This is a genomic window from Rarobacter incanus (assembly GCF_006715765.1).
In the GTDB taxonomy this organism is placed as follows: Bacteria; Actinomycetota; Actinomycetes; order Actinomycetales; family Cellulomonadaceae; genus Rarobacter; species Rarobacter incanus.
Genome location: NZ_VFNV01000001.1, coordinates 1523707 through 1542995, shown reverse-complemented (window position 1 = coordinate 1542995; position 19289 = coordinate 1523707). Strand labels below are relative to the sequence as shown.

The 19289-nt window shown below is 65.3% G+C and carries 17 protein-coding genes; 7 read left to right on the top strand and 10 right to left on the bottom strand.

Going from position 1 to position 19289, the window contains the following annotated elements; all coding sequences use genetic code 11:
* Positions 1–621, bottom strand: a complete 621-nt coding sequence (locus FB389_RS06450; RefSeq protein WP_142112069.1) for an anthranilate synthase component II — start codon at positions 619–621, stop codon at positions 1–3.
* Positions 622–623: 2 nt separating this feature from the next.
* A complete protein-coding gene (locus FB389_RS06445; protein ID WP_170207909.1) occupies positions 624–1397 on the bottom strand; it encodes a DUF881 domain-containing protein in 774 nt (257 codons plus the stop codon).
* Between the two features lie 86 nt (positions 1398–1483).
* Here FB389_RS06445 and FB389_RS06440 point away from each other — a divergent pair, with 86 nt between their 5' ends.
* Positions 1484–1897, top strand: coding sequence for a cell division protein CrgA (locus FB389_RS06440; RefSeq protein ID WP_170207908.1), 414 nt, complete (start codon positions 1484–1486; stop codon positions 1895–1897).
* A gap of 617 nt (positions 1898–2514) precedes the next feature.
* On the opposite strand, the gene FB389_RS06435 is transcribed toward FB389_RS06440, so the two are convergent.
* Positions 2515–3360 carry a rhomboid family intramembrane serine protease gene (locus FB389_RS06435; protein ID WP_142112063.1) on the bottom strand — a complete coding sequence of 282 codons (846 nt, stop codon included), beginning with the start codon at positions 3358–3360 and terminating at the stop codon, positions 2515–2517.
* A complete protein-coding gene (locus FB389_RS06430; protein ID WP_142112061.1) occupies positions 3357–3896 on the bottom strand; it encodes a peptidylprolyl isomerase in 540 nt (179 codons plus the stop codon). Before FB389_RS06430 ends, FB389_RS06435 begins: the two co-directional genes overlap by 4 nt.
* Positions 3897–4050: 154 nt before the next feature.
* Here FB389_RS06430 and FB389_RS10490 point away from each other — a divergent pair, with 154 nt between their 5' ends.
* The 3 genes from FB389_RS10490 (at position 4051) to FB389_RS06415 (ending at position 7017) form a co-directional block, all read left to right on the top strand.
* Positions 4051–5010: a hypothetical protein gene (locus FB389_RS10490; RefSeq protein WP_170207907.1), complete on the top strand. Its 960-nt coding sequence runs from the start codon at positions 4051–4053 to the stop codon at positions 5008–5010.
* Positions 5007–6251: a pyridoxal phosphate-dependent aminotransferase gene (locus tag FB389_RS06420; protein ID WP_142112059.1), complete on the top strand. Its 1245-nt coding sequence runs from the start codon at positions 5007–5009 to the stop codon at positions 6249–6251. The genes FB389_RS10490 and FB389_RS06420 overlap by 4 nt, the downstream gene beginning before the upstream one ends.
* A 145-nt stretch (positions 6252–6396) precedes the next feature.
* Positions 6397–7017 (top strand): hypothetical protein, encoded by a 621-nt coding sequence (locus FB389_RS06415; protein ID WP_142112057.1) that lies wholly within the window; start codon positions 6397–6399, stop codon positions 7015–7017.
* A gap of 9 nt (positions 7018–7026) precedes the next feature.
* On the opposite strand, the gene FB389_RS06410 is transcribed toward FB389_RS06415, so the two are convergent.
* A complete protein-coding gene (locus FB389_RS06410) occupies positions 7027–7401 on the bottom strand; it encodes a helix-turn-helix domain-containing protein (RefSeq protein WP_142112056.1) in 375 nt (124 codons plus the stop codon).
* 190 nt (positions 7402–7591) lie between these two features.
* On the opposite strand from FB389_RS06410, the gene FB389_RS06405 reads away from it, so the two are divergent.
* Positions 7592–10816: a S8 family serine peptidase gene (locus tag FB389_RS06405; protein WP_170207906.1), complete on the top strand. Its 3225-nt coding sequence runs from the start codon at positions 7592–7594 to the stop codon at positions 10814–10816.
* 128 nt (positions 10817–10944) lie between these two features.
* Here the strand turns inward: FB389_RS06405 and FB389_RS06400 are convergent, their stop codons facing one another.
* Complete coding sequence (locus tag FB389_RS06400; RefSeq protein ID WP_142112052.1) at positions 10945–12324, bottom strand: MFS transporter; 1380 nt, start codon at positions 12322–12324, stop codon at positions 10945–10947.
* Between the two features lie 93 nt (positions 12325–12417).
* On the opposite strand from FB389_RS06400, the gene FB389_RS06395 reads away from it, so the two are divergent.
* On the top strand, positions 12418–12795 hold the full coding sequence (locus tag FB389_RS06395; protein ID WP_246043557.1) for a rhodanese-like domain-containing protein: 378 nt from the start codon (positions 12418–12420) through the stop codon (positions 12793–12795).
* 120 nt (positions 12796–12915) lie between these two features.
* Here the strand turns inward: FB389_RS06395 and FB389_RS10485 are convergent, their stop codons facing one another.
* The 4 genes from FB389_RS10485 to trxA all read right to left on the bottom strand — a co-directional run bounded on the left by FB389_RS10485 (position 12916) and on the right by trxA (position 15583).
* Complete coding sequence (locus FB389_RS10485) at positions 12916–13080, bottom strand: hypothetical protein (protein ID WP_170207905.1); 165 nt, start codon at positions 13078–13080, stop codon at positions 12916–12918.
* A gap of 154 nt (positions 13081–13234) precedes the next feature.
* Complete coding sequence (locus FB389_RS06390; RefSeq protein ID WP_142112049.1) at positions 13235–13528, bottom strand: metal-sensitive transcriptional regulator; 294 nt, start codon at positions 13526–13528, stop codon at positions 13235–13237.
* Positions 13529–13532: 4 nt separating this feature from the next.
* Positions 13533–15203: an FAD-dependent oxidoreductase gene (locus FB389_RS06385; RefSeq protein ID WP_142112047.1), complete on the bottom strand. Its 1671-nt coding sequence runs from the start codon at positions 15201–15203 to the stop codon at positions 13533–13535.
* Positions 15200–15583 (bottom strand): thioredoxin, encoded by a 384-nt coding sequence (gene trxA / locus FB389_RS06380; protein ID WP_142112045.1) that lies wholly within the window; start codon positions 15581–15583, stop codon positions 15200–15202. Before trxA ends, FB389_RS06385 begins: the two co-directional genes overlap by 4 nt.
* Positions 15584–15782: 199 nt before the next feature.
* On the opposite strand from trxA, the gene FB389_RS06375 reads away from it, so the two are divergent.
* Entirely contained in the window at positions 15783–19112 is a 3330-nt protein-coding gene (locus FB389_RS06375; RefSeq protein ID WP_170207904.1) for a S8 family peptidase, read from the top strand.
* Positions 19113–19289: the final 177 nt, after the last annotated feature.

The following is a 19289-nucleotide window of genomic DNA, read 5'->3' as shown; positions in this document are numbered from 1 at the left end:
CTAAGCGCGGGCGCGCACCATGGCGAGCCAATTTGCTAGCAGGTCGGCGCCGCCTTCGGTGAGCACCGCCTCGGGGTGGAACTGCACGCCCTCTAGCGGGAGTTCGCGGTGCCGCAAACCCATGACGACCCGATGCGGGTCGTAGCCCTGCGGCAGCGCGGTCGCGCTGACTTCCAACGCATCCGGAATCGAATCGGACGCAACCGCCAACGAGTGGTACCTGGTGGCAATCATGGGATCGGGAAGACCGGCAAACACGCCGCGACCGTCGTGGGCAATCCGGCTGACGCGGCCGTGCATGATGGTTGGGGCATGGGCGACCTGCGCCCCGAAGTAGTGGGCGATAGCCTGGTGGCCCAGGCAGATACCGAGCAGGGGGCGCGCGTCGCTTGCGCACGCGGCAACCGCAGCGAGGGTGGCTCCCGCCGTCCTGGGGTGGCCGGGTCCGGGGGAAAGGAGCACGCCGTCGGCGGCGCGTGCCCGGTCCACGGCGGCCGGGTCGTCGTTGCGGGTGACGCTCACCGTGGCTCCCAGGGCTCGCAGGTAACCCACGATAGTGAACACGAAGGAGTCGTGGTTGTCGATGACCGCGATCGCGGGGGCGGGGGCCTCGTCCCTCATCGTCAGTTCTTCCCGGCACCGTTCGAAGATGCGGTGGCCGTCGCCTCAAGCTGCGTCAATGGTTCGGCGTAGCGCAGTCGTTGGGTGTCGGTCGTGGCCGGAATCGTGATCGTCTTTTCGTCCGAGACCTTCCAACCCAGCGAATACGCCTCCACATACTGCTGATAGATCTGGATGCTGCGATCCGAATCGAGGGCGGCGTGCAGGGCTGATGCCTCGCCGATGGCCTCGATTGTGTATGGCGGAGAGTAGATCTCGCCTTGCAAATAGAGGACATTTCCGACGCAACGGATCGCCGATTGCGCGGTAATTCGCTTGCCCTGCAGCGACATGGCTTCGGCGCCCCCCGCCCACAGCGCGTTGACAACCGCTTGCAAATCTTGCTGGTGAATGACGAGATCATCCGCCACCGCGCCAGCGGGAACCTCGGTGAGCGGCGAGTCTTTCAGCGTCACCTTCAGGCCCGGCCCCCGAAGCTCCTTGGTGCCGGCAGCGGTGCGCGCCGCCAGCCCCGCCTTGCCGCCGCCGATGGTTCCGATGTCCGTCCCAGACAGTTCCTGTATCTGCTGGTCAAGCGCGCTAATCTGGGCGGAGACCGTCGCCACGTGCGCGGTGCGCTGACTGACCAGCGCGACCACCGATTCGGGGTGGCGGGAGGTGCCGGACGTCTTTGCCAGTTGCGCGCTCACCGTGAAAAGGAGGCCGCTGAGCGCGAGAACGAACGCGGCGACAAGGGCCGCCGAGCGGCTCATACGCGGTTTGCGTTTCGCGTTCACGGGGAACCTCATTAGCATGAAGAGGGCAGAATGATCATGATAGCCAAAAAGAGCGGCTATCCTTGTCCAGAATACGTTGACCAATTTTGAACAGGACCGCATCCGTGCCGAGCGCAAAACTATCCCACGAATCCGAAGAGCCCGAAGAGGCTGCTGTTGTCGATGACGCCGACAGCGTTGAGGAGTCGGCCGAGGTCAGTGACGGGGCCGTCACTGAGTCGTCAGCGGCGGGCTTGACGAAGGCGCGGCAAAAGGCAGTCGCGCAGAACCAGCGGAAGAAGAAGCCGCACGCCAACATCAAGACCTCTGAAAACCCCGTCTGGTTGGTACCGACGATGCTCACCCTGCTGATCGGCGGCCTGGTCTGGATCGTCGTGTTCTACGTGACCTCGGGCCTGCTGACTTTCAACCTGCCCATTCCGCACATTGGGCAGTGGAACCTGGCGATCGGGTTCGGGATGATCCTGGGCGGGGGCGTCCTGTCTACCCAGTACAAGTAGTTTTTCCGCAAACAACCGTTGTGAAGGCGGGGTGGGAGCTTTGGGCTCCCACCCCGCCTTCGTTGGTTAAGTGCGGCCGCAGGCTCGTATCGAGACCAAATTCGGGGTGAGGCGCAGTGCGGGCTCGATACGCCCGCTGTGCGGGCTGTGCGGGCTGTGCGGGCTGTGCGGCCGGCTGCGGGGGCGAGGGTGCGGGCTACGCGACCGCGCCTTCCCCAAATTTCCCCAGGGTGTGGATAACTTGTGCACAGCCCTGTGTTTCCCGGTGGACATATCCACACCGGTGGAAACTCGTGTGGATAACTACACGCTTGTAATTACGAATGTGTCATCTAGGAACGCGGGCGCGTGGGCGCCTTTGGGGGCTAGCGATATTGGCCCGGCCCCAACAAGGGGCGGGGCGGGCGCGTGGGCGCCTTGGGGGGCTAGCGATATTGGCCCGGCCCCAACAAGGGGCGGGGCGGGCGCGTGGGCGCCTTGGGGGGCTAGCGATATTGGCCCGGCCCCAACAAGGGGCGGGGCGGGCGCGTGGGCGCCTTGGGGGGCTAGCGATATTGGCTCGGCCCCAGCAAGGGGCGGGGCGGGCTCGGCGTTGAAGCCGCATCGTGGGGTTAGTTTCAGCCTACGGTGCTGAGGGCGACCGCCCCGGCCGTGCTGTATCGGATCACCGCAAGCGCGATCAGCAAGACGGCCACCCCGGCCGTCGCCGCATACGATGCCAGCTTTTGCGACGGCGAGCTGAGGCGCGAGTAAATGAACCCGAGCAGCGCGCCGGTCACCAGGCCGCCGACGTGTCCCTGCCAGGAGATGCCGGAGAACACGAAACCAAAGACCAGGTTGATGCCGATGATGGCGAGCATTGACTGCGCGTTTTGTCCGAGCCGCTTGAGTTCGAACACGACCGCGGCGAAGAGGCCGAAGACCCCGCCGGACGCACCCAGTACGCCGATGTACCAGCTTTCGGACGTCGGCGACGCCAGGAGCAACACGCCGACCGATCCCCCGAGAATCGATAGGAGGTAAAGCGATACGAAGCGCGTCCGCCCCAGTGAGCGCTCCAAGAACATCCCAACGGACCACAGGGCAATCATGTTCATTGCCAGGTGCAGGATTCCGCCGTGCATGAATCCCGCTGTGATGAACCGCCACGGTTCGATGTCGCCGACTACGGGGGCGAACATCCAGCGGCTCGTCCAGCCGGATCCGAGAATGAACTGCGATCCGTATGCCAGAACGCATAGTGCCATGATCGTGTAGGTTGCGACCGGCGTGTCGGAGCGCAGGATCGAGCGCGCCGCATTTCGGTGCCCGTCTCCGGCGCACGAAGGACAGTGGACTCCCACCGGCGCGTTGCGCGCGCACTCCCCGCAAATGGGGCGGCCGCAGCGCTGGCAGCGCACGTACGCATTCCGGTCGGGGTGGTTGGCGCAGCGCGCGGGTGCGCCGGTGGGAGGGGTGCTCATTGTTCGATTGAAATCGATTTGATGACGACGTCCGTCAGGGGGCGGTCGCCGGGGCCCGTGGGCACTGCGGCGATGGCGTCTACAACATCCTTGGATTCCTGGTCAGCGACCTTCCCGAAGATGGTGTGTTTCCCGTTCAGCCACGTTGTTGGCGCGACCGTGATGAAGAACTGCGAACCGTTCGTTCCCGTGGGGCGGCCGGTGATCGGGTTGAGTTGCTTACCCGCGTTGGCCATGGCAAGCAGGTAGGGCTCACTGAACTGGAGTTCGGGGTGGATCTCGTCATCGAATTTGTAGCCGGGTCCACCGGTTCCGGTTCCCAGCGGGTCGCCGCCCTGAATCATGAAGCCGGGAATGATGCGGTGGAAGATCACGTCCTGGTACAGGGGGTCGGTGCGCTTTTGGCCCGTGCGCGGGTCGGCCCATTCGGTGGTGCCCTGCGCCAGGCCGGTGAAATTCGCCACCGTTCGGGGCGCGTGGTTTTCGAAGAGTTCTACGCGGATGTCACCTTCGGAGGTGTGCAAGATAGCAAACATGCAAGCCATTGTTTCATGAGTTCGCCGGCATTTTATGGACGAGGAATTCGCCCCCGGCGTACACGTTCGCCGCAATTTTTCGCGTCTTTTGTGCAAAGGTAGAGAATGGGTGTACTACCCATACCGTCTGGTCCGGAACCGAGGAGCGGCAATCATGGCCAAGAAGATCCACAAGTCCGTTGAGAAAGTCGCGCACGCGATTGAGCGCGCCGACGCTGAGCAGGTCAAGAAGGCGGCAGCAGATCTTGCCGCGGGACTGGCGGACGCGCGGGCGGCGGCCGAGACGCAGACCGGTAAGCTGGCGCACCAGGCCAAGGACGCCGCCGGGCACGCGAAGGATTGGGCTGCACCGCGGGTGGTGGGCGCCATGGATTGGTTGTCGCCTCGCCTGGCTAAGGCGCGAGACGAGTCGATCAAGGCGTCGGCTCCCTACGTCGAAAAGGCTGCCGAACGGGCCGTTCCCGTGATCGACACCGCGCACGACGCGCTGGTTGACACGATCCTGCCGAAGGTCGTTGAAGCTATCAATGCCGCCGCGGATCAGGCGGCAACTCGCACGGCCGCCGCCGTCGGTGTGGGTGCGCAGGCCGCCTCGCAGGCGCTCGACCACGGCGCGAAGTCGTCGAAGAAGGCCGCGAAGAAGGCCGCTGCCGCGGCGAAGCAGGCCGGCAAGAAGGGGTCGAAGGGGAAGGCCACGTTCTGGGTGCTCACGGCCGTCGCCGCGGGCGCGGGCGGCTATATGCTTTGGCGCCGCACGCAGCCGATCGAGGACCCGTGGGCCGAGCCTTGGGATGACGCCGAGCACCACTCCTTCAAAGACGCGATTGACGAGGCCCGCGAGGCCGTGGGTGATGCGGCCGAGGCCGCGGGCGAGGCCGCGGGCCACACCGTGGCGAAGGCCAAGGACGTAGCGGAGTCGGCGACGGATGCGGCTGAATCTGCGGTTGCCAAGGCGAAGGACGCCGCTGCGGCCGCAAAGGAGACCGTCGAGGAGGCGGTCCACGAGGTAACCGCGAAGGCCAAGTCGGCGCGTGCGCGCAAGACCAACGAGCAGGGTGAAGCGGCGGGAGATGTGGACTCGTCGGAAGAATCGACCACCGCCGAGGAAAAGTGACGCCCGCAGGCCCAGCCCAGCCACGCCGAACATTCGATCAGCCCGCCCGGCTCCGCAACGTTCTCTATGAGATCCGCGGGCCGGTGGCTGCGCATGCGTCGCGGCTGGAGGCTGAAGGGCACCGCATCCTCAAGCTGAACATCGGCAACCCGGCAACCTTTGGTTTCGATGCCCCGGACGTGATTGTGCGCGACATGATTGCGGCGCTCCCGTTCTCGCAGGGCTATTCGGATTCGCGGGGCATTTTGCCCGCTCGTCGCGCCATATTCACGCGATACGAAACGGTCGAGGGGTTTCCCGAGTTCGATGTCGATGATGTCTACCTGGGCAACGGCGTTTCGGAACTGATTACGATCACGCTCCAGGCGCTGCTGGAAGTTGGCGACGAGGTTCTGATTCCCTCTCCCGACTATCCGCTGTGGACCGCGATGACGAGTTTGTCGGGCGGCGTCCCGGTGCACTACCTGTGCGACGAGGAAAACGGTTGGAATCCTAACCTTGAGGACATCGAGGCGAAGATTACGGCGAAGACCAAGGCGATCGTCGTCATCAATCCGAACAACCCCACGGGCGCGGTCTACTCCAAGGAGGTCCTGCGCGGGATCGTCGGACTGGCGCGCAAGTACGGGCTGTTGATTTTGGCCGATGAGATTTACGACCGGATCTTGTACGACGACGCCCAGCACACCTCGATTGCCTCGCTCGCACCGGATTTGCTGTGCCTAACATTCAATGGGCTGTCAAAGACTTACCGCGTCGCGGGCTACCGCGCCGGATGGGTCGTGATCACGGGGCCCAAGGACCACGCAAAGGGATTCTTAGAGGGGCTCAATCTCCTGGCATCCACGCGGCTGTGCCCCAACGTGCCCGCACAGCACGCGATTCAGGTTGCTTTGGGCGGGTATCAATCCATTGACGAGCTCATCAAGCCCGGAGGTCGGCTGCTCGAACAGCGGGACACGGCCTGGCAGATGCTCAATTCGATCGACGGTGTTTCCTGCGTCAAACCGGAAGGCGCGTTGTATGCCTTCCCTCGGTTGGACCCGGAAGTCCATGAGATACACGACGACGAGAAGCTGGTCCTGGACTTGCTGCTGCAAGAGAAGATATTGCTGGTGCACGGGCGCGGCTTCAACTGGCCGACCCCAGACCACCTGCGTGTCGTGTTCTTGCCGTGGGCGCGCGATCTGCGCGAGGCGATCGAACGGTTTGGCAACTTCCTCTCCACCTATCGGCAGTAGCGCGCTGCGTTAGTCCGCACGCAATGTCGGACGCTCCCCGTACGGTCCTGTAACAGGGCCGCAGATTCGGCCGTTGTGGGGCCACCCGGATGGGCGGTCCCACAACGGCCTTCTTCGCACATAGGTACCTGCGGCGAAGGGAGTGATGATGAAGACGACAAGGAAGCGCAGCCCCCATGGATTGGTCATCGCGGAGACGTGCGGGCAAATCCACATCAGGACGGCAACCGTGCGGTTTCCCGCGTTCGGCAGGGTCTTGACCGATGAGGGCCTGCGGTGGGCACCCGATCTCGGTGAAGGGGACGGGGAACTGGTTGCAGTTGGTGATCCCTCGGTGCGGGACTTGAGAGTGTGGGTGGGGGACGAATTCACGCAAGGCGACGCGGGTCGCGTCGTGCGGGCGTTGCAGCGCCACGGCATTGAGGCCTACGGCTACGAGCCGCAGTACCGGCGAGACGGCGAGGGCCCGTTCGTGCAGTACCGGCGCTCGGGGCCGATGCCGATGACGCGGGCGGGGGTGGTATTCAACATCGACTTCGGATTTGAGGACGGAAGCTGGTATTTCGGCTCACCCCTGGTCCTCGGCCGCGTCGGGGCCATCTTGCAGCAGCATTGCCGCGAATTCTGGCCCTGGGTGGATGCGCGCGGGTACGCGGCGCTCGCGGTGCACGCAAGCGACCCGGGTTGGCGGCGGGCCAACCGGGCTATCGAAGCGTCCGGAATCGCCGTCTACGACGACGTGTTCCGCCCGGTCGAGGACGGCTGAAGCGTTGCGCTACGAGGACGACCAGTCGGCCCGCAATTGGGCTTCTATCGTCGGCCAGGTGGCGTCGAAGACCGGGCCATAGTGCGCCTGAGGCGGGCCATCGAGTTCGGGAAGCAGCACTGCGGGCGGCACCTGGAGGGCCCAGGCGAGCCGAAAGACGTTGAGGAGCTGCGGGTTTGCGGGGTGACCCTTGGCGGAGGTGCGGTTGCGTTCGATGTTTTGCAACTGGCTGCGCTCGATGCCGGCGAGCCCCGCCAACTGTTCCTGGGTCAGTTCGCGGGCCTCGCGCAGCGCGCGGACGCGGACGCCGAATTCGCGCGCGTATGTCGTCCAATCGAATAGCGGTTCGGCCTTGGGTCCGCGGGCGCTTGATGAATTGGGCATCCTTCAAGCGTGTGAGGGCGCTCCTGTGAAGTCCGCAGAACAGATTGGGCCTTGGGGTAGGTGCGGCCGGGCTCGCGCAGCGGGACGGTGTGCGGGGCGCGCTGATCATTGGCCCGTTGGATTCGGGGCGCAAGGTTCCTTCCGGGATGTCCGAGGCGTATTATTTGCCGCACACAATGGCCCGCGCAACATGCGCCGAATTCAGGCGGGAGCCGTCGCAGTGGAAAGAGTCTTTGGGCGCGTATGCGCATTAGCGATGGCGGCATTGCTGACTGTCTCTGCGATGACCCAACCGGCTGCGGCCGCGGGCCGTGACGCAGCCGCCAGCGCGGATCCGACGGCGCGACAGGCGGGTTCTTCGCAGCAGGCCGATGTTGCGGCCCACGTCGCCTCGGATGTGGCGCTCGACGCTTCCGGGTCGGCTCGGGTCATTGTCACCTTCGCTGGATCTGGCAGCACCGCGACCCAGCGCGCGGCAGGCGTGGTCAGCTCGAAGGCCGCGGTCGCGCGCGGGCGCGCCGCGGTGCTCGCAAAGCTCAGCACGGCGGACTACCGCGTTGCGCGGACTTACGCCAGGATCCCCGCGGTGAGTTTGCGGGTGAATGAGGCGGCGCTCGACGATCTGCGCGAGGATCCGAACGTGACGGCCGTGCAAATGGATCGGGTCGTGCGCGCCACGATGCTCGAATCCAATGCGGTGACCGGAATCACCCAGGTACAAGGATCGTACGGGTACACGGGCAAGGGCGTCTCCGTGGCAATAATCGATACCGGAATCGCCTCCGACACGGGTTCCGTGCATCCGGACCTGGCGGACGACGTCGTTGAGCAACTGTGTTTCCGCGAGGACAATGACTGCCCCACCGGCCCCAACGTCGCGGCCGATGACGCGGATTTCCATGGCACGCACGTCGCGGGCATAATCACGGGAGGCAACGGGGCCGCCCCCGACGCGAAGATCTACCCCATTAAGGTGCTCAGCGACGGCAGCGGATACGACTCCGACATCCTGGCCGCCGTCGATTGGATAGTGAACAAGAACGCTTCCGCACCGGGCTCGGTGAACCTCGTCAACATGTCGCTGGGTGGTGACACCTACGCGAATAGGGCCGCGTGCAACGCGGACAACCAGGCCTACAAGACCGCTTTCGCCGACCTGCGGGCTCAGGGCGCTGCGATCTTTGCCGCCACCGGCAACGACGCCAACACCAATGGCGTGTCGGCCCCGGGATGCGTCGATGGGGCAATCGGCGTGGGAGCCACGTACGACGCGGCCATGAACGTCTCGTTCGCGAACTGCCGCGACGCGCACGCGGTCGTAGACATGGTCGGCTGCTTTTCGAATACAACCGCCACGCGCGGCACCGGCGAGTTAGTCGACCTGCTCGCGCCCGGATGCGCCATTGCGTCCGATGGCGCGGGCGGGGCGACTACCGATGTCAAGTGCGGGACCTCGATGGCCACCCCCAACGCGGCCGCGATCGGCGCGGTTGTTCTAGAGGCGGCCGCGGATGCGGGCGTCACCTTGAGCGCGGATGAGCTGGAGCAGGTCCTCGAGCAATCGGGGAAACCGGTGACCGATACGCGCCTGTCCGGCACGATTCAGTTCCCGCGAGTCGACGCTCTAGCGGCGGTGCGCAGTCTTGCGATTGGCGCGCCAACGGGGCTGGTGGCGGCGGCGACGCCGTCGAACGTTTCATTGCAGTGGGGCGCGGTCACTGGCGCCGATCATTACGTCCTCGAGCGAACGGGCGCGGCGGGGACGACGCGATGGGAGGTCGAGGCGGCCTCGTTCATCGATGAAGGCCCGGGGTGCGGCGCGTTGGCGTATAGGGTGGCGGCGGTGTCCGCGGGTGGGGTCGTCTCGGAGTGGACGCAGCAGGTCGGCGCCACCGCTCGGGCCTGCCCGGCGGCGGTCAGCGGCTTCTCGGCGGCGTCCGGCGGGGAGCGAGTCGTGCTTTTGACCTGGGATTTGCCGGCGGCGGCAGGCCTAACGATTCAAAGAAAGACGGGGGACGAGGCCGCCTTCACCGATATCGTTCATTTCGCAGCGACGGACCGCGCATTGCCGACCAGCTATCGCGATGATCTAGGTGACGAGCAGGCCGGATGCGCGAGCATCACGTATCGGATCGTCAGTACGAATTCGTCGGGCGACGCCGCCATTTCCGCAGATCAGGTGCGGAATATGTGCCAGCCGTGGAACGAAACGCGGGCGACGGCAACCGCTATCGGCAACCTGCCATATTCGGCCACGAGCGAGCATGCGGAGCTTGCCGCCCGGTCCGGTGCCATCGCGTTCCCCGCCGGATGTTTGGCCGCGACGGAGCAATCGCGGGTGACGACCTCCCTGTGGTGGTCGTTCGGCGCGATCGCTTCGCAGGCCGTCGACGTCACGGCGGACACAATGGCGGGGTCGTGGAGCGATCACGTTCTGTCCGTGTGGAAGGTTGCCGGGGCGGAATTGGTGAATGTCGGCTGCGCCGCCGGTTCCGCGGCGAAGCCCGCGGCGACCGATGCGGTCCTGCTTGAATCCGGATCGACCTATCTGATACGCATCGATCGGATCGACGGTGCCGGGGTGAATGACGCGGGCACCGCCGGTGTGCGCGTTGCCGTGAGTGCCCCCGACGATCCCGGTACATCGGAGCCCGGTGACGGGGACGGTGGCGGTGGCGGTGGTGTTTCGCTGCCCGGTGACGGGGACGGTGATGGTGGTGTTTCGCTGCCCGGTGAGGGGGACGGTGATGGTGGTGGTTCGGTGCCCGGTGACGGTGATGGTGGTGGTTCGCTGCCCGGCGCCGGGGACGGTGGCGGTTCGGATCCGGTTGACGGTGGATCCGCGGGCGGCACCGATCCAATTCCGACTCCCGGGACTGATCCTGGCGCGTCGACCGGGGGCGAAGGCGCGGGCGGGAACGGGGCGTCGGGCTCCACCGGCGGCGATTCGTCTGCAACTCCGCGCGGCGGGACGAGCCCGGTCGTGAACCCCGCGGGGACGCGTGTCATCGCTGATCTGGCTATTAAGGGCAGGGGCGCGCAGGTCGGCAGGTACTACATCGGTTCCGCAGCGAAGCAAACAAAGACCCAGCGCGCGGGGAAGACGACCAAGATCACGCTGACCGTATGGAATCGCGGCGCGGCGTCTTCCCGGATAAAGCTGACAGGGACAAAGACGCCAAGGGGTTACAAGGTCGTCTACCGCACCGCCAGTGGCCGAAACATCACTTCGAAGGTCACGAGGGGTACCTTCGCGACAAAGGTGCTGGAGCCGGGCGGATCCGCAAAAATTTTAGTCACACTCAAACGGGTAAAACCGAAGAAGGTCAAGAAGAAGTCCGTCGTGACGTTCGCTGCGGTGCCGCAAAACGGTAGCGGAACCGCGGATAGAGTTCGGATCGTGTTGCGTCGGTGACTAGCCCCAACCCGCGCCTCGCCGCGGGCCCTACGGGCGGCGCTGACCTGGCCGCGCGGTGATGGTGCGGTGGCCTAGCCGCGCGGTGATGGTGCGGTGACCTGGCCGCGGGTAGATGGAGCGCTGACCTAGCCGCGCGGCTGGCGGCGCTGCGGTGGATCGGCGTTGGTGTCCGCGGCCTTCTGGGCGTCGCGGCGGGCGCCGCGGCGCGCCCAAACCTCCGCCAGCGGCGGGATTTGCACGCCGCGAGTCGCCATCATCGACCGGGTGGCGCGCCGCGAAAGCAGCACTCCACCCATGCCGATTGCCCACACGATCAGAACCACGACAAAGGCCTGACGGAAATCGTCGAGCGTGTAGGTTGCGCCGGTACGGACGCGGTCAAGGACAACGCCAACCGCCAAGACGGTGGCCATGGATCCCACAAATCCGCCAACGTTCACGATCCCGGTCGCGCTTCCCAATCGGCTGGGCGGCGTGAAAGACCGCGCGAAATCGAAACCGATGACGGATCCCGGTCCGCCCAACGAAATCAGAGTGATGAAGGTGATGAGCACCCACATCGGGCGGGGGCCGGAAGGCAGCAAAACCATGAGCCACCCGGCTGCGACCGCGCCCGCGATGGCGAGCACGCCCCACGACCTGCGCAGCGGGTGACGGGCGGTGAACTCTCCGATGAGGGGGCCGGCACCGATGGCAACGATGACGCTCCACGTCAAGAGCCAGCTGGCGGCGCTGGGCGCGAGCCCCTGACCGGAGACCAAGAAGGGGTAACCCCACATGAGGGTGAAGGCGCTGAGCGAAAAACTGGTTACCAGGTGCGTCCAGAACCCCAGCCACGTTCCGGGGTGCGTGAGGACGTCGCGCAGCGACTCCGGCGAGGGGACCTGCGGCCCCTGCGGTTGGGTGGTGGCGGGGAGGGGGGAACTCGTCGGTGAATCCCTTACCCAGGCGCAAGTCGCGACCGCCGCGCCGACGCCCAGCCCAGCCAGCGCCATGAATGCCACGGTCCAGCCGCGCGAATGCAGCAACGCCAGGAAGGGGAAAGCCGTGATGACCTGGCCCAACTGGCCGACGATGCCGGTGATCTGGGTGAGGATTGGGACGCGGCGGGCGGGGAACCACGCCGGGATGAGGCGCACGGCCCCGACGAAGGTGGTGGCGTCGCCCAGGCCGACCAGGACGCGCATCGCGATCGCTATTTCGGTGTGCGATGCGAGGGCCATGCCGATCTGCCCGATAGTCATCAGGACGGCGCCGGTTGTGATCACCCGGCGGGGCCCGAACCTGTCCAGGGCAATACCAACGGGCAGCTGCGCTGCCGCATAGACGCCGATCTGCACCACGGCGAAAAGCGAGACGGTCGTGGCGTCCGCCTGGAATCGGTCGATGGCTTCCAGGCTCGCGACGCCGAACGATGAGCGATGGGCGACGGCCACGATGTACGCGAAAATGGCGGTGCCCAGCACGATGTTGGCTGCGCGAGAGGGGGCGTGGGGGCGTGTCATTTGCGACCATCGTATCGCCGACAATACCCCCCGGGGTATGATCGGATGGGCGGCAAGGGGTGCTGCAACTCACTATTGACCTGGAGGTTCGAAATGCGAAGCAAGACGCGATTGTTTGCCGCCGCGGCGGTAGCTGCCGTGATCGGATTGACCGCGGCGTGCTCGGGCGCGCAGAGCACCGAGGCGCCCGCGCAGAATGCGGCCGCCACGATTGTGGACGTGCGCACCGCCTCCGAATACGCGGAGGGTCACCTGCAGGGCGCCATCAACATCGACGTGCAGGGGTCCGACTTCGCGCAGCGCATTGAGTCGCTCGACACGGGTGCGGCGTACCGGGTCTATTGCCGCAGCGGGAACCGATCCGCGCAGGCCGCGGCGGCGATGAAGCAGGCCGGGCTAACGAAGGTCGAGGATCTGGGTGGGATCTCGCAAGCCGCAAGCGCCACGGGACTGCCCGTCGTAAAAGGTTAGGCGGGCCCCTGGCCTGCCTAGCGCTGTTGCGCGCACACGAATACGCCCCGTTCGGATTCGCATGAATCGGAACGGGGCGTTTCCCCCGGAATTGGCGGGAGAGTACCTATTCGAGGGGGCTCAGCGGCCGCCGAAAATCCGGCCGAGCAGGCCGGTGGACGGCTCCGCCGCGTGTCCCTGGCACTGCTGGGCCTTGGGGACGTGTCGCATGACCTGGTCAACGTGTTGTCCGCATCCGGACCAGGTCGTCTTTCCGCACTTGCGGCAGGTGGCTGGGTAGCACATGGTTTTCTCCTAGATTCACTCTTTGCGATGGTTGTGCCAGGTGCGAAACGATCCCACCCGGAGGTTTTGGCGGCGTGCAGCCGCGAGGATGCGCAGCGGCGTGCAGCCGCTCGCAATGGCGTGCAATGGCGGGCCGGGCACCCCCGACCGCGCCTTAGGCAAGCATCATGAACAGTTTTTCCAGTTCGGCGACGGTCAGGACTTCGCGGTTCTCGGCCGCGTCGGTGCCCGCGGGCTGATCCTGCAGCGCAACACAGTCCCTCATCGCGGACGAAACAATCGTGAACCCCGCCCTGTCCAGGGCGCTGGTCACCGCCGCCAACTGCGTCACGACGTCGCGGCAGGATCCGCCGGTTTCGACGGCGCGTATCACCGCGTCGAGTTGCCCGCGCGCCCGCTTGAGACGGTTCAGGATCTTCTTCTGAGTCTCTTCGTCGCTCGTCGACATGGTCCTACCCCTTTACTATTACGGAATCGCCGCGATCGCCCAGATGGGCGCGCAGGGCCAGCATGCCACCGGAAAGCGTTGCGGAGTCGAACCCGGCCTGCTGCAAGACGCGGTGCGCTATGTAAGAACGCATACCCGAGGCGCACAGCACCCGCACGGGCCGCCCGGCGGCGGCGGCGGTGACCTCATCGATGCGGTCGCGCAATTGGGTATGCGGAATGTTCAGCGCGCCCGCGACGTGCCCGCCGGCGAATTCTCCCGCGCTTCGCGTATCCAAGATGAGCGAGGTCTGCGTAACCCGGTCCAGGTCCGCGGGATGCCACAGCGCGGTGGTGGAATCCAGCACGTTTTGACCGAACATGCCGGCCAGGTTGACGGGGTCCTTGGCGTTGCCGTAGGGCGGCGAGTAGCACAGATCCAGGTCGATCAGGTCGCCCACCGCCATTTTGGCGCGAATCGCGGTGGCGAGCACATCGATGCGCTTGTCGACGCCGTCGGCGCCAACGGCCTGCGCACCCAGGATTGTGCCGTCGTTAGCCCGGAAGTGGACGGTCAGGTGAATCTGCGACGCCCCCGGAAAGTACCCGGCGTGCTGATTGGGGTGCAGGTCGATCGTGTCGAAGTCGATTCCCGCCTGCTCCAGGCTGCGCCTGTTGGCGCCCACCATTGCCGCGGTGAGATTCCCGGCGCGAACGATCGCGGTACCGAGTGGAGTTGGGATGGGACGAGCGCCCTCCAACCCGAATAAATCGTCCGCTACCAGGCGCCCGGCCCGGTTCGCGGGCCCGGCAAGTGCGACGGGGCGCACCGCACCGGTTACGGGATCCTTTGCCGCTGTCGCGTCACCCACGGCCCACACGTCGGGCAGATTGGTGCGCCCGTGGTCGTCAGTGAGGATTGCGCCCCGGTCGCAGGCGATGCCGGCTGCTTCGAAGACCGCAGTGGCGGGGCGCACTCCGACAGATATCACGATGAGGTCGGCGGGGATGCGGGTGCCATCGGCGAGGACCACGACATCGCGCTCGTCGCCGGGGATCACTTCGGTTGCGCCGACGCCGACGCGCACGGATATGCCCAGTCGTTCGAGTTCCGCCTGCACTAGGTTGGCCATGGGCGCGTCCAGGGGCGGCAGGATCTGCGGTGCCAGCTCGACGACGGTCACGTTCAGGCCGCGCTTCTCCAGGGCCTCGGCGGCTTCCAGCCCGATGAACCCCGCGCCGAGCACCACCGCATCCTTGGCACCGTCCGCCATGTCTTTGAGGGCGACCGCGTCGTCGACCGTGCGCAGGGTGCGCACGCGCGCTGAGCCTATTCCGGGAAGCGGCGGGATGACCGCATTTGCTCCAGGTGCGAGGATCAAGGCGTCGTACGATTCGCGGTGCGTGCCCTGCGCGGACTTCACGGTTACCGTGTGAGCCGCGGCGTCGAGCCCGACTACTTCGTGTTCGGGGCGAACGTCGAGGTTCAGCGCCGCCTTGAGCGACTGCGGCGTTTGGACCAACAGGGCGCCGGGATCGGTGATCTCGTCCCCTATAAAATACGGTAGCCCGCAATTCGCGAAGGATACGTGCTTGCCCTTGTCTAGCACGATGATCTGCGCGGATTCGTCGAGGCGCCGGGCGCGTGCTGCGGCGCTCATGCCGCCGGCGACCCCGCCCACTATGACGAGCTTCATTTGGTGGTGCCTCCCTGCTCGGCCTTGGCGGCTTGGAGCTTTTCGCGAACCTCGTCCATGTCCAAGTCCTTGATCGCCGTGATCAGCGACTCAAGGGCCGGAGCGGGCAGCGCGCCCGCCTCGTTGTAGACTCCGATGCCGTCGCGGAAGGCGATCAGCGTCGGTATGCCCGAGATGCCGAATTCTGCGGCGAGCTGCCGGTTAGCCTCCGTGTCCACCTTGCCGAACGTCACATCGGGGTGAGTTTCGGATGCCTTGTCGAAGACCGGAGCGAAGGCCCGGCACGGTCCGCACCACGATGCCCAAAAGTCCAGGAGGACGATTTCGTTGCCGTTGATAATGTCCTTGACGTTGTCAAGGGTCACTTCGTGAGTTGTCATATCCACAGCATACCCCCGGGGGTATATGAATCGCAAGGGCCGGGCCGTTTCGTAGTGTCCTTGCGAGCCCGCGGGGGCGGACCGTCGCCGGATCGGCAGCGGCCGGGTCGACAGGGGCGGCCGTGAAAAGTAGGGTGGCCTAGTCACTAACAATACGCCGGGTCCCAATTGGCTTCGGCGTGATACCCCAGGGGGGATTTTGAAATATCGCCATCGCATCGCCGCCGCGTTGTGTGCAACAGCGCTCGTGGGCGCAACCCTGAGCGCCGCTGGCGGGGCCGTTGCCGCTCCATTGCCCAGCGACACGACCCCACCCGCCGCCGCTGACGTAGGCGCCGACGTCCTGTCCGCCGAGGCCAAGAAGCAGGCGGAAAAGTTGGCGAAGGACCCGGACGCGACGGCATCGGTGATCGCGGTCTTTGACGCCGGGGTGAAGGCGGGTGCGTCCAAGAGGCGGACCGCCAGCGCGCGGTCAAAGATCGCAGCGACCCGCAAAGCGATCGTGAAGGCGCTTCCCGCCGGCCACGCGACGGTCAAGCGAACATACACGACCGTCTCGGCGATAGCCGTCGAGGTCGACGGCCAGGGCCTGGCCGCGCTCAGCGCCAACCCCGCGGTGACGGCGATCCAGACCAACAAGACGGTCAAGAAATCGACGCTGGACGAGGCGAACACGCTCACCGGCGCCGATGAAGTGCAACTGGCGGGATACACCGGCGACGGGGCGACAGTCGCGATCTTGGATACCGGCGTCGACATCACAGACGGCGTGGTGCATCCGGGTTTGGCGGACAATCTGGTGGGCCAGGCGTGCTTTGCCGATGACGGGTGCGACGAGGACGACGCAACCGATACTCCTGCCGACGACGAGAGCCACGGCACGCACGTCGCGGGCATTATCACCGGGCCAAACGGCGTTGCCCCAGGCGCCGATTTCTACGCAATCAAGGTCCTCGATTCTTATGGTTACGGGGACGATGCGGGCATCCTTGCGGCACTCGATTACGTCACCGAACTCAACGATGATGCTGCCGGAACCGTCGACTTCGTCAACCTGAGCCTGGGCGGCGGCGACTACACCGACGCCGATAGCTGCAACAGTGACAACGCCGCGTACAAGGTTGCTTTCGCAAACCTCAACGCGCAGGGAGTGTCCAATTTTGTGGCGACCGGAAATGACGAGTCCACCTCCTCGGTGAGCGCGCCCGCCTGCGTGGACGGTGCGATCGGTGTCGGATCCGTCGATGTCACCGATAACGCAAGCGCCGATTACTGCTACGGGAGCGGCACGCTGGCCGATCAGGTTTCCTGCTATTCCAACGCGACTGCGGTGCAGGGGCCGGGGCAGCTGGTCGACATCGTTGCACCCGGGTGCGAGATTACGTCGCTAGGGTTGGCAGGCACCGACGACGTGCCCATGTGTGGAACCTCGATGGCCACTCCATACGCGGTTGGCGTGGCGGCCCTAACCAAAGAAATTGCCGCCGATAAGGGGCGCAAGGCGTTTACGGCAGCCGGCCTGCAAGAATTCCTGGAGCGCACAGGCGTGCAGGTGAAGGATCCGCGCATCAAGAAGGTCACTTTCCCCAGGGTTTCCCCGCCCGCGATCTTGGCTGCGCTGACGCTGGATCCGCCGACCGGGCTGGCGGTCGACCCGCAAACCGATGTCGCGAGTTGGGATCCATCTGCGAATGCAGACCACTATGTGGTGACCGTCGTCTCTGCGGTGTCCGGGGAGCGAACCCAGCACGAAGTGCGCGACATTACGCAGTATTCGCTCTCGAACGAATCGTGCGGGGAACTGAGCATCTCCGTCGCCGTTGTGACCGCCGCGGGCGTTGCGTCGGTTCCCTCGGACGAGGTGCGGCACACCCTGCGTCAATGCCCGCAGTCCGTGACGGACGTAAGCCTCGAGGCGTCGGACGACGTTACCAATGAGATCAGTTGGGCGCTGCCTGTCGTCGGCCCCGAGGACGTTCAGATCACGGCAATCTCGGTCGAATCGCGGGTGGCCGGGGGTTCGTGGGCGCGCCTCGGCGCCGATTTGCCCGCCACCAAGACCTCATACTCAGACGTCCCCGACGTGTGCGGGTTGGTCTACTACCGCGTCACGGCGGTTGCGGGTAACGGCGATCGATCGGCGCCCAGCGGCGTTGTCTATCGAAGCATGTGCGCGCCCGCTAACGACCTGATCGCCGACGCCACGGAGGTGTCTTTCGATGGTCCACAGGAGTCGTACGTCGACAGCGTCGATAGCATCCGGTGGGCGACGCGCTCCGACACGGATCCCCTCACGGATTGCACGTACGACAACGTTTCCAACACCGTGTGGTACAAGGTTGAACCGGCGCAAACGGGCCGTATTCGGATCGACACGGCCGGCAGCAAGATTTACGACCTGGATTACGAATACGACGAGGACATGGGCGTGGTTACGGCCGTCTTTGCGGGGGAGCCGAATGAGGACAATCAGCTGAGCTGCTTGAGCACTTACGGAAGCGACCTCACCACCGTCGATGTCACCGGCGGCGAGACCTACTACGTCATGGTGGGAAGCGACGGGGAACTGGATAGGGCCTCCGACTCAATACTTCAGGTTTCCATCAGTTCGGACTTTTCCTTCAACGATTCGTACGCCAACGCGCTGCCGATCACTGCCACCCCGTTCAAGCAAATCGTGACCGATGCGGCCTCCGCGGGAACCTTCGACGAGAACCCGTTCCACGCCTGCGCGACGGGTGGGCCACGCCAGGGCGGCGGCAGCCTGTGGTGGACCATCACACCATCTGTGTCGGGTTACCTCAACGTTGGCACGGGGGGAAGCACGGGTGCCTTCAACGACACCGTGGTGTCCGTGTTTACGCAGAGCGGATCTTCGTTCGACTCGGTGGCCTGTTCCGATGACGCGTTCGGATCGATCGCGGGCGCCGTATCTGATGTCAAGGTATCGGCGGGGGCGACCTACTTCATCGTTGTCTCCCGCTATTCCGAGGAGCCAGCGGGCGATGAGGGTTCCGTTGCACTCACGGTCTCGCTGAACGACAAACCGACCTACACCGTCACGGGGGGCAGCACCGGTGGCGGGACGATCATCGAGACGCACACGGTCGTCAAGGTGGTCAACCACACCAAGTACCTGCCCGTGACGACCTACAGTCCCAAGATCATGGTCGGCGCCCGGCTCGGAGCCAAGGCCGCGGTGAAGGTCAAGAAGCGTAAGGCCAAGAAGGTAACCGTTGTGCTGGCGAACCTGGGTAACGCGACCGACGCGTTGCGGTTCAAAGCGTCGAAGGCGCCCAAGGGCTTCACCGTGAAGGTTCGCAATGCCAAGGGGAAGGACGTGACCCGTGCGGTGCGTTCCCGCAAGTTCAAGACCGGTCGGGTTGCAGCGGGCAAGTCGGTGCGATTGACCGTGGTGATAAAGGCGAAGAAGGGCAAGAAGAAGACCAAGGGCGCGGTTCGATTTACGGTAACCTCCGTTTCCAAACCGGCTCGCGTATCGAAGGCCAAGGTGGTCGTGCGGCGGTAGGCCGGGCGGCGACCGATGCTCCCGGGGTGGTCAGGGACCACCCCGGGAGCATCCCTATGTCCGGCTCCTACGCTGGCGCCCAGGTTCGGAGGTCCTCGCGAGGTCGCGTTGTAGTGTCTTCACTCAGGTTCGAAGGTCCTGTGGCGAGGTCGCGTTGGAGTGTCTTCGCCCAGGTTC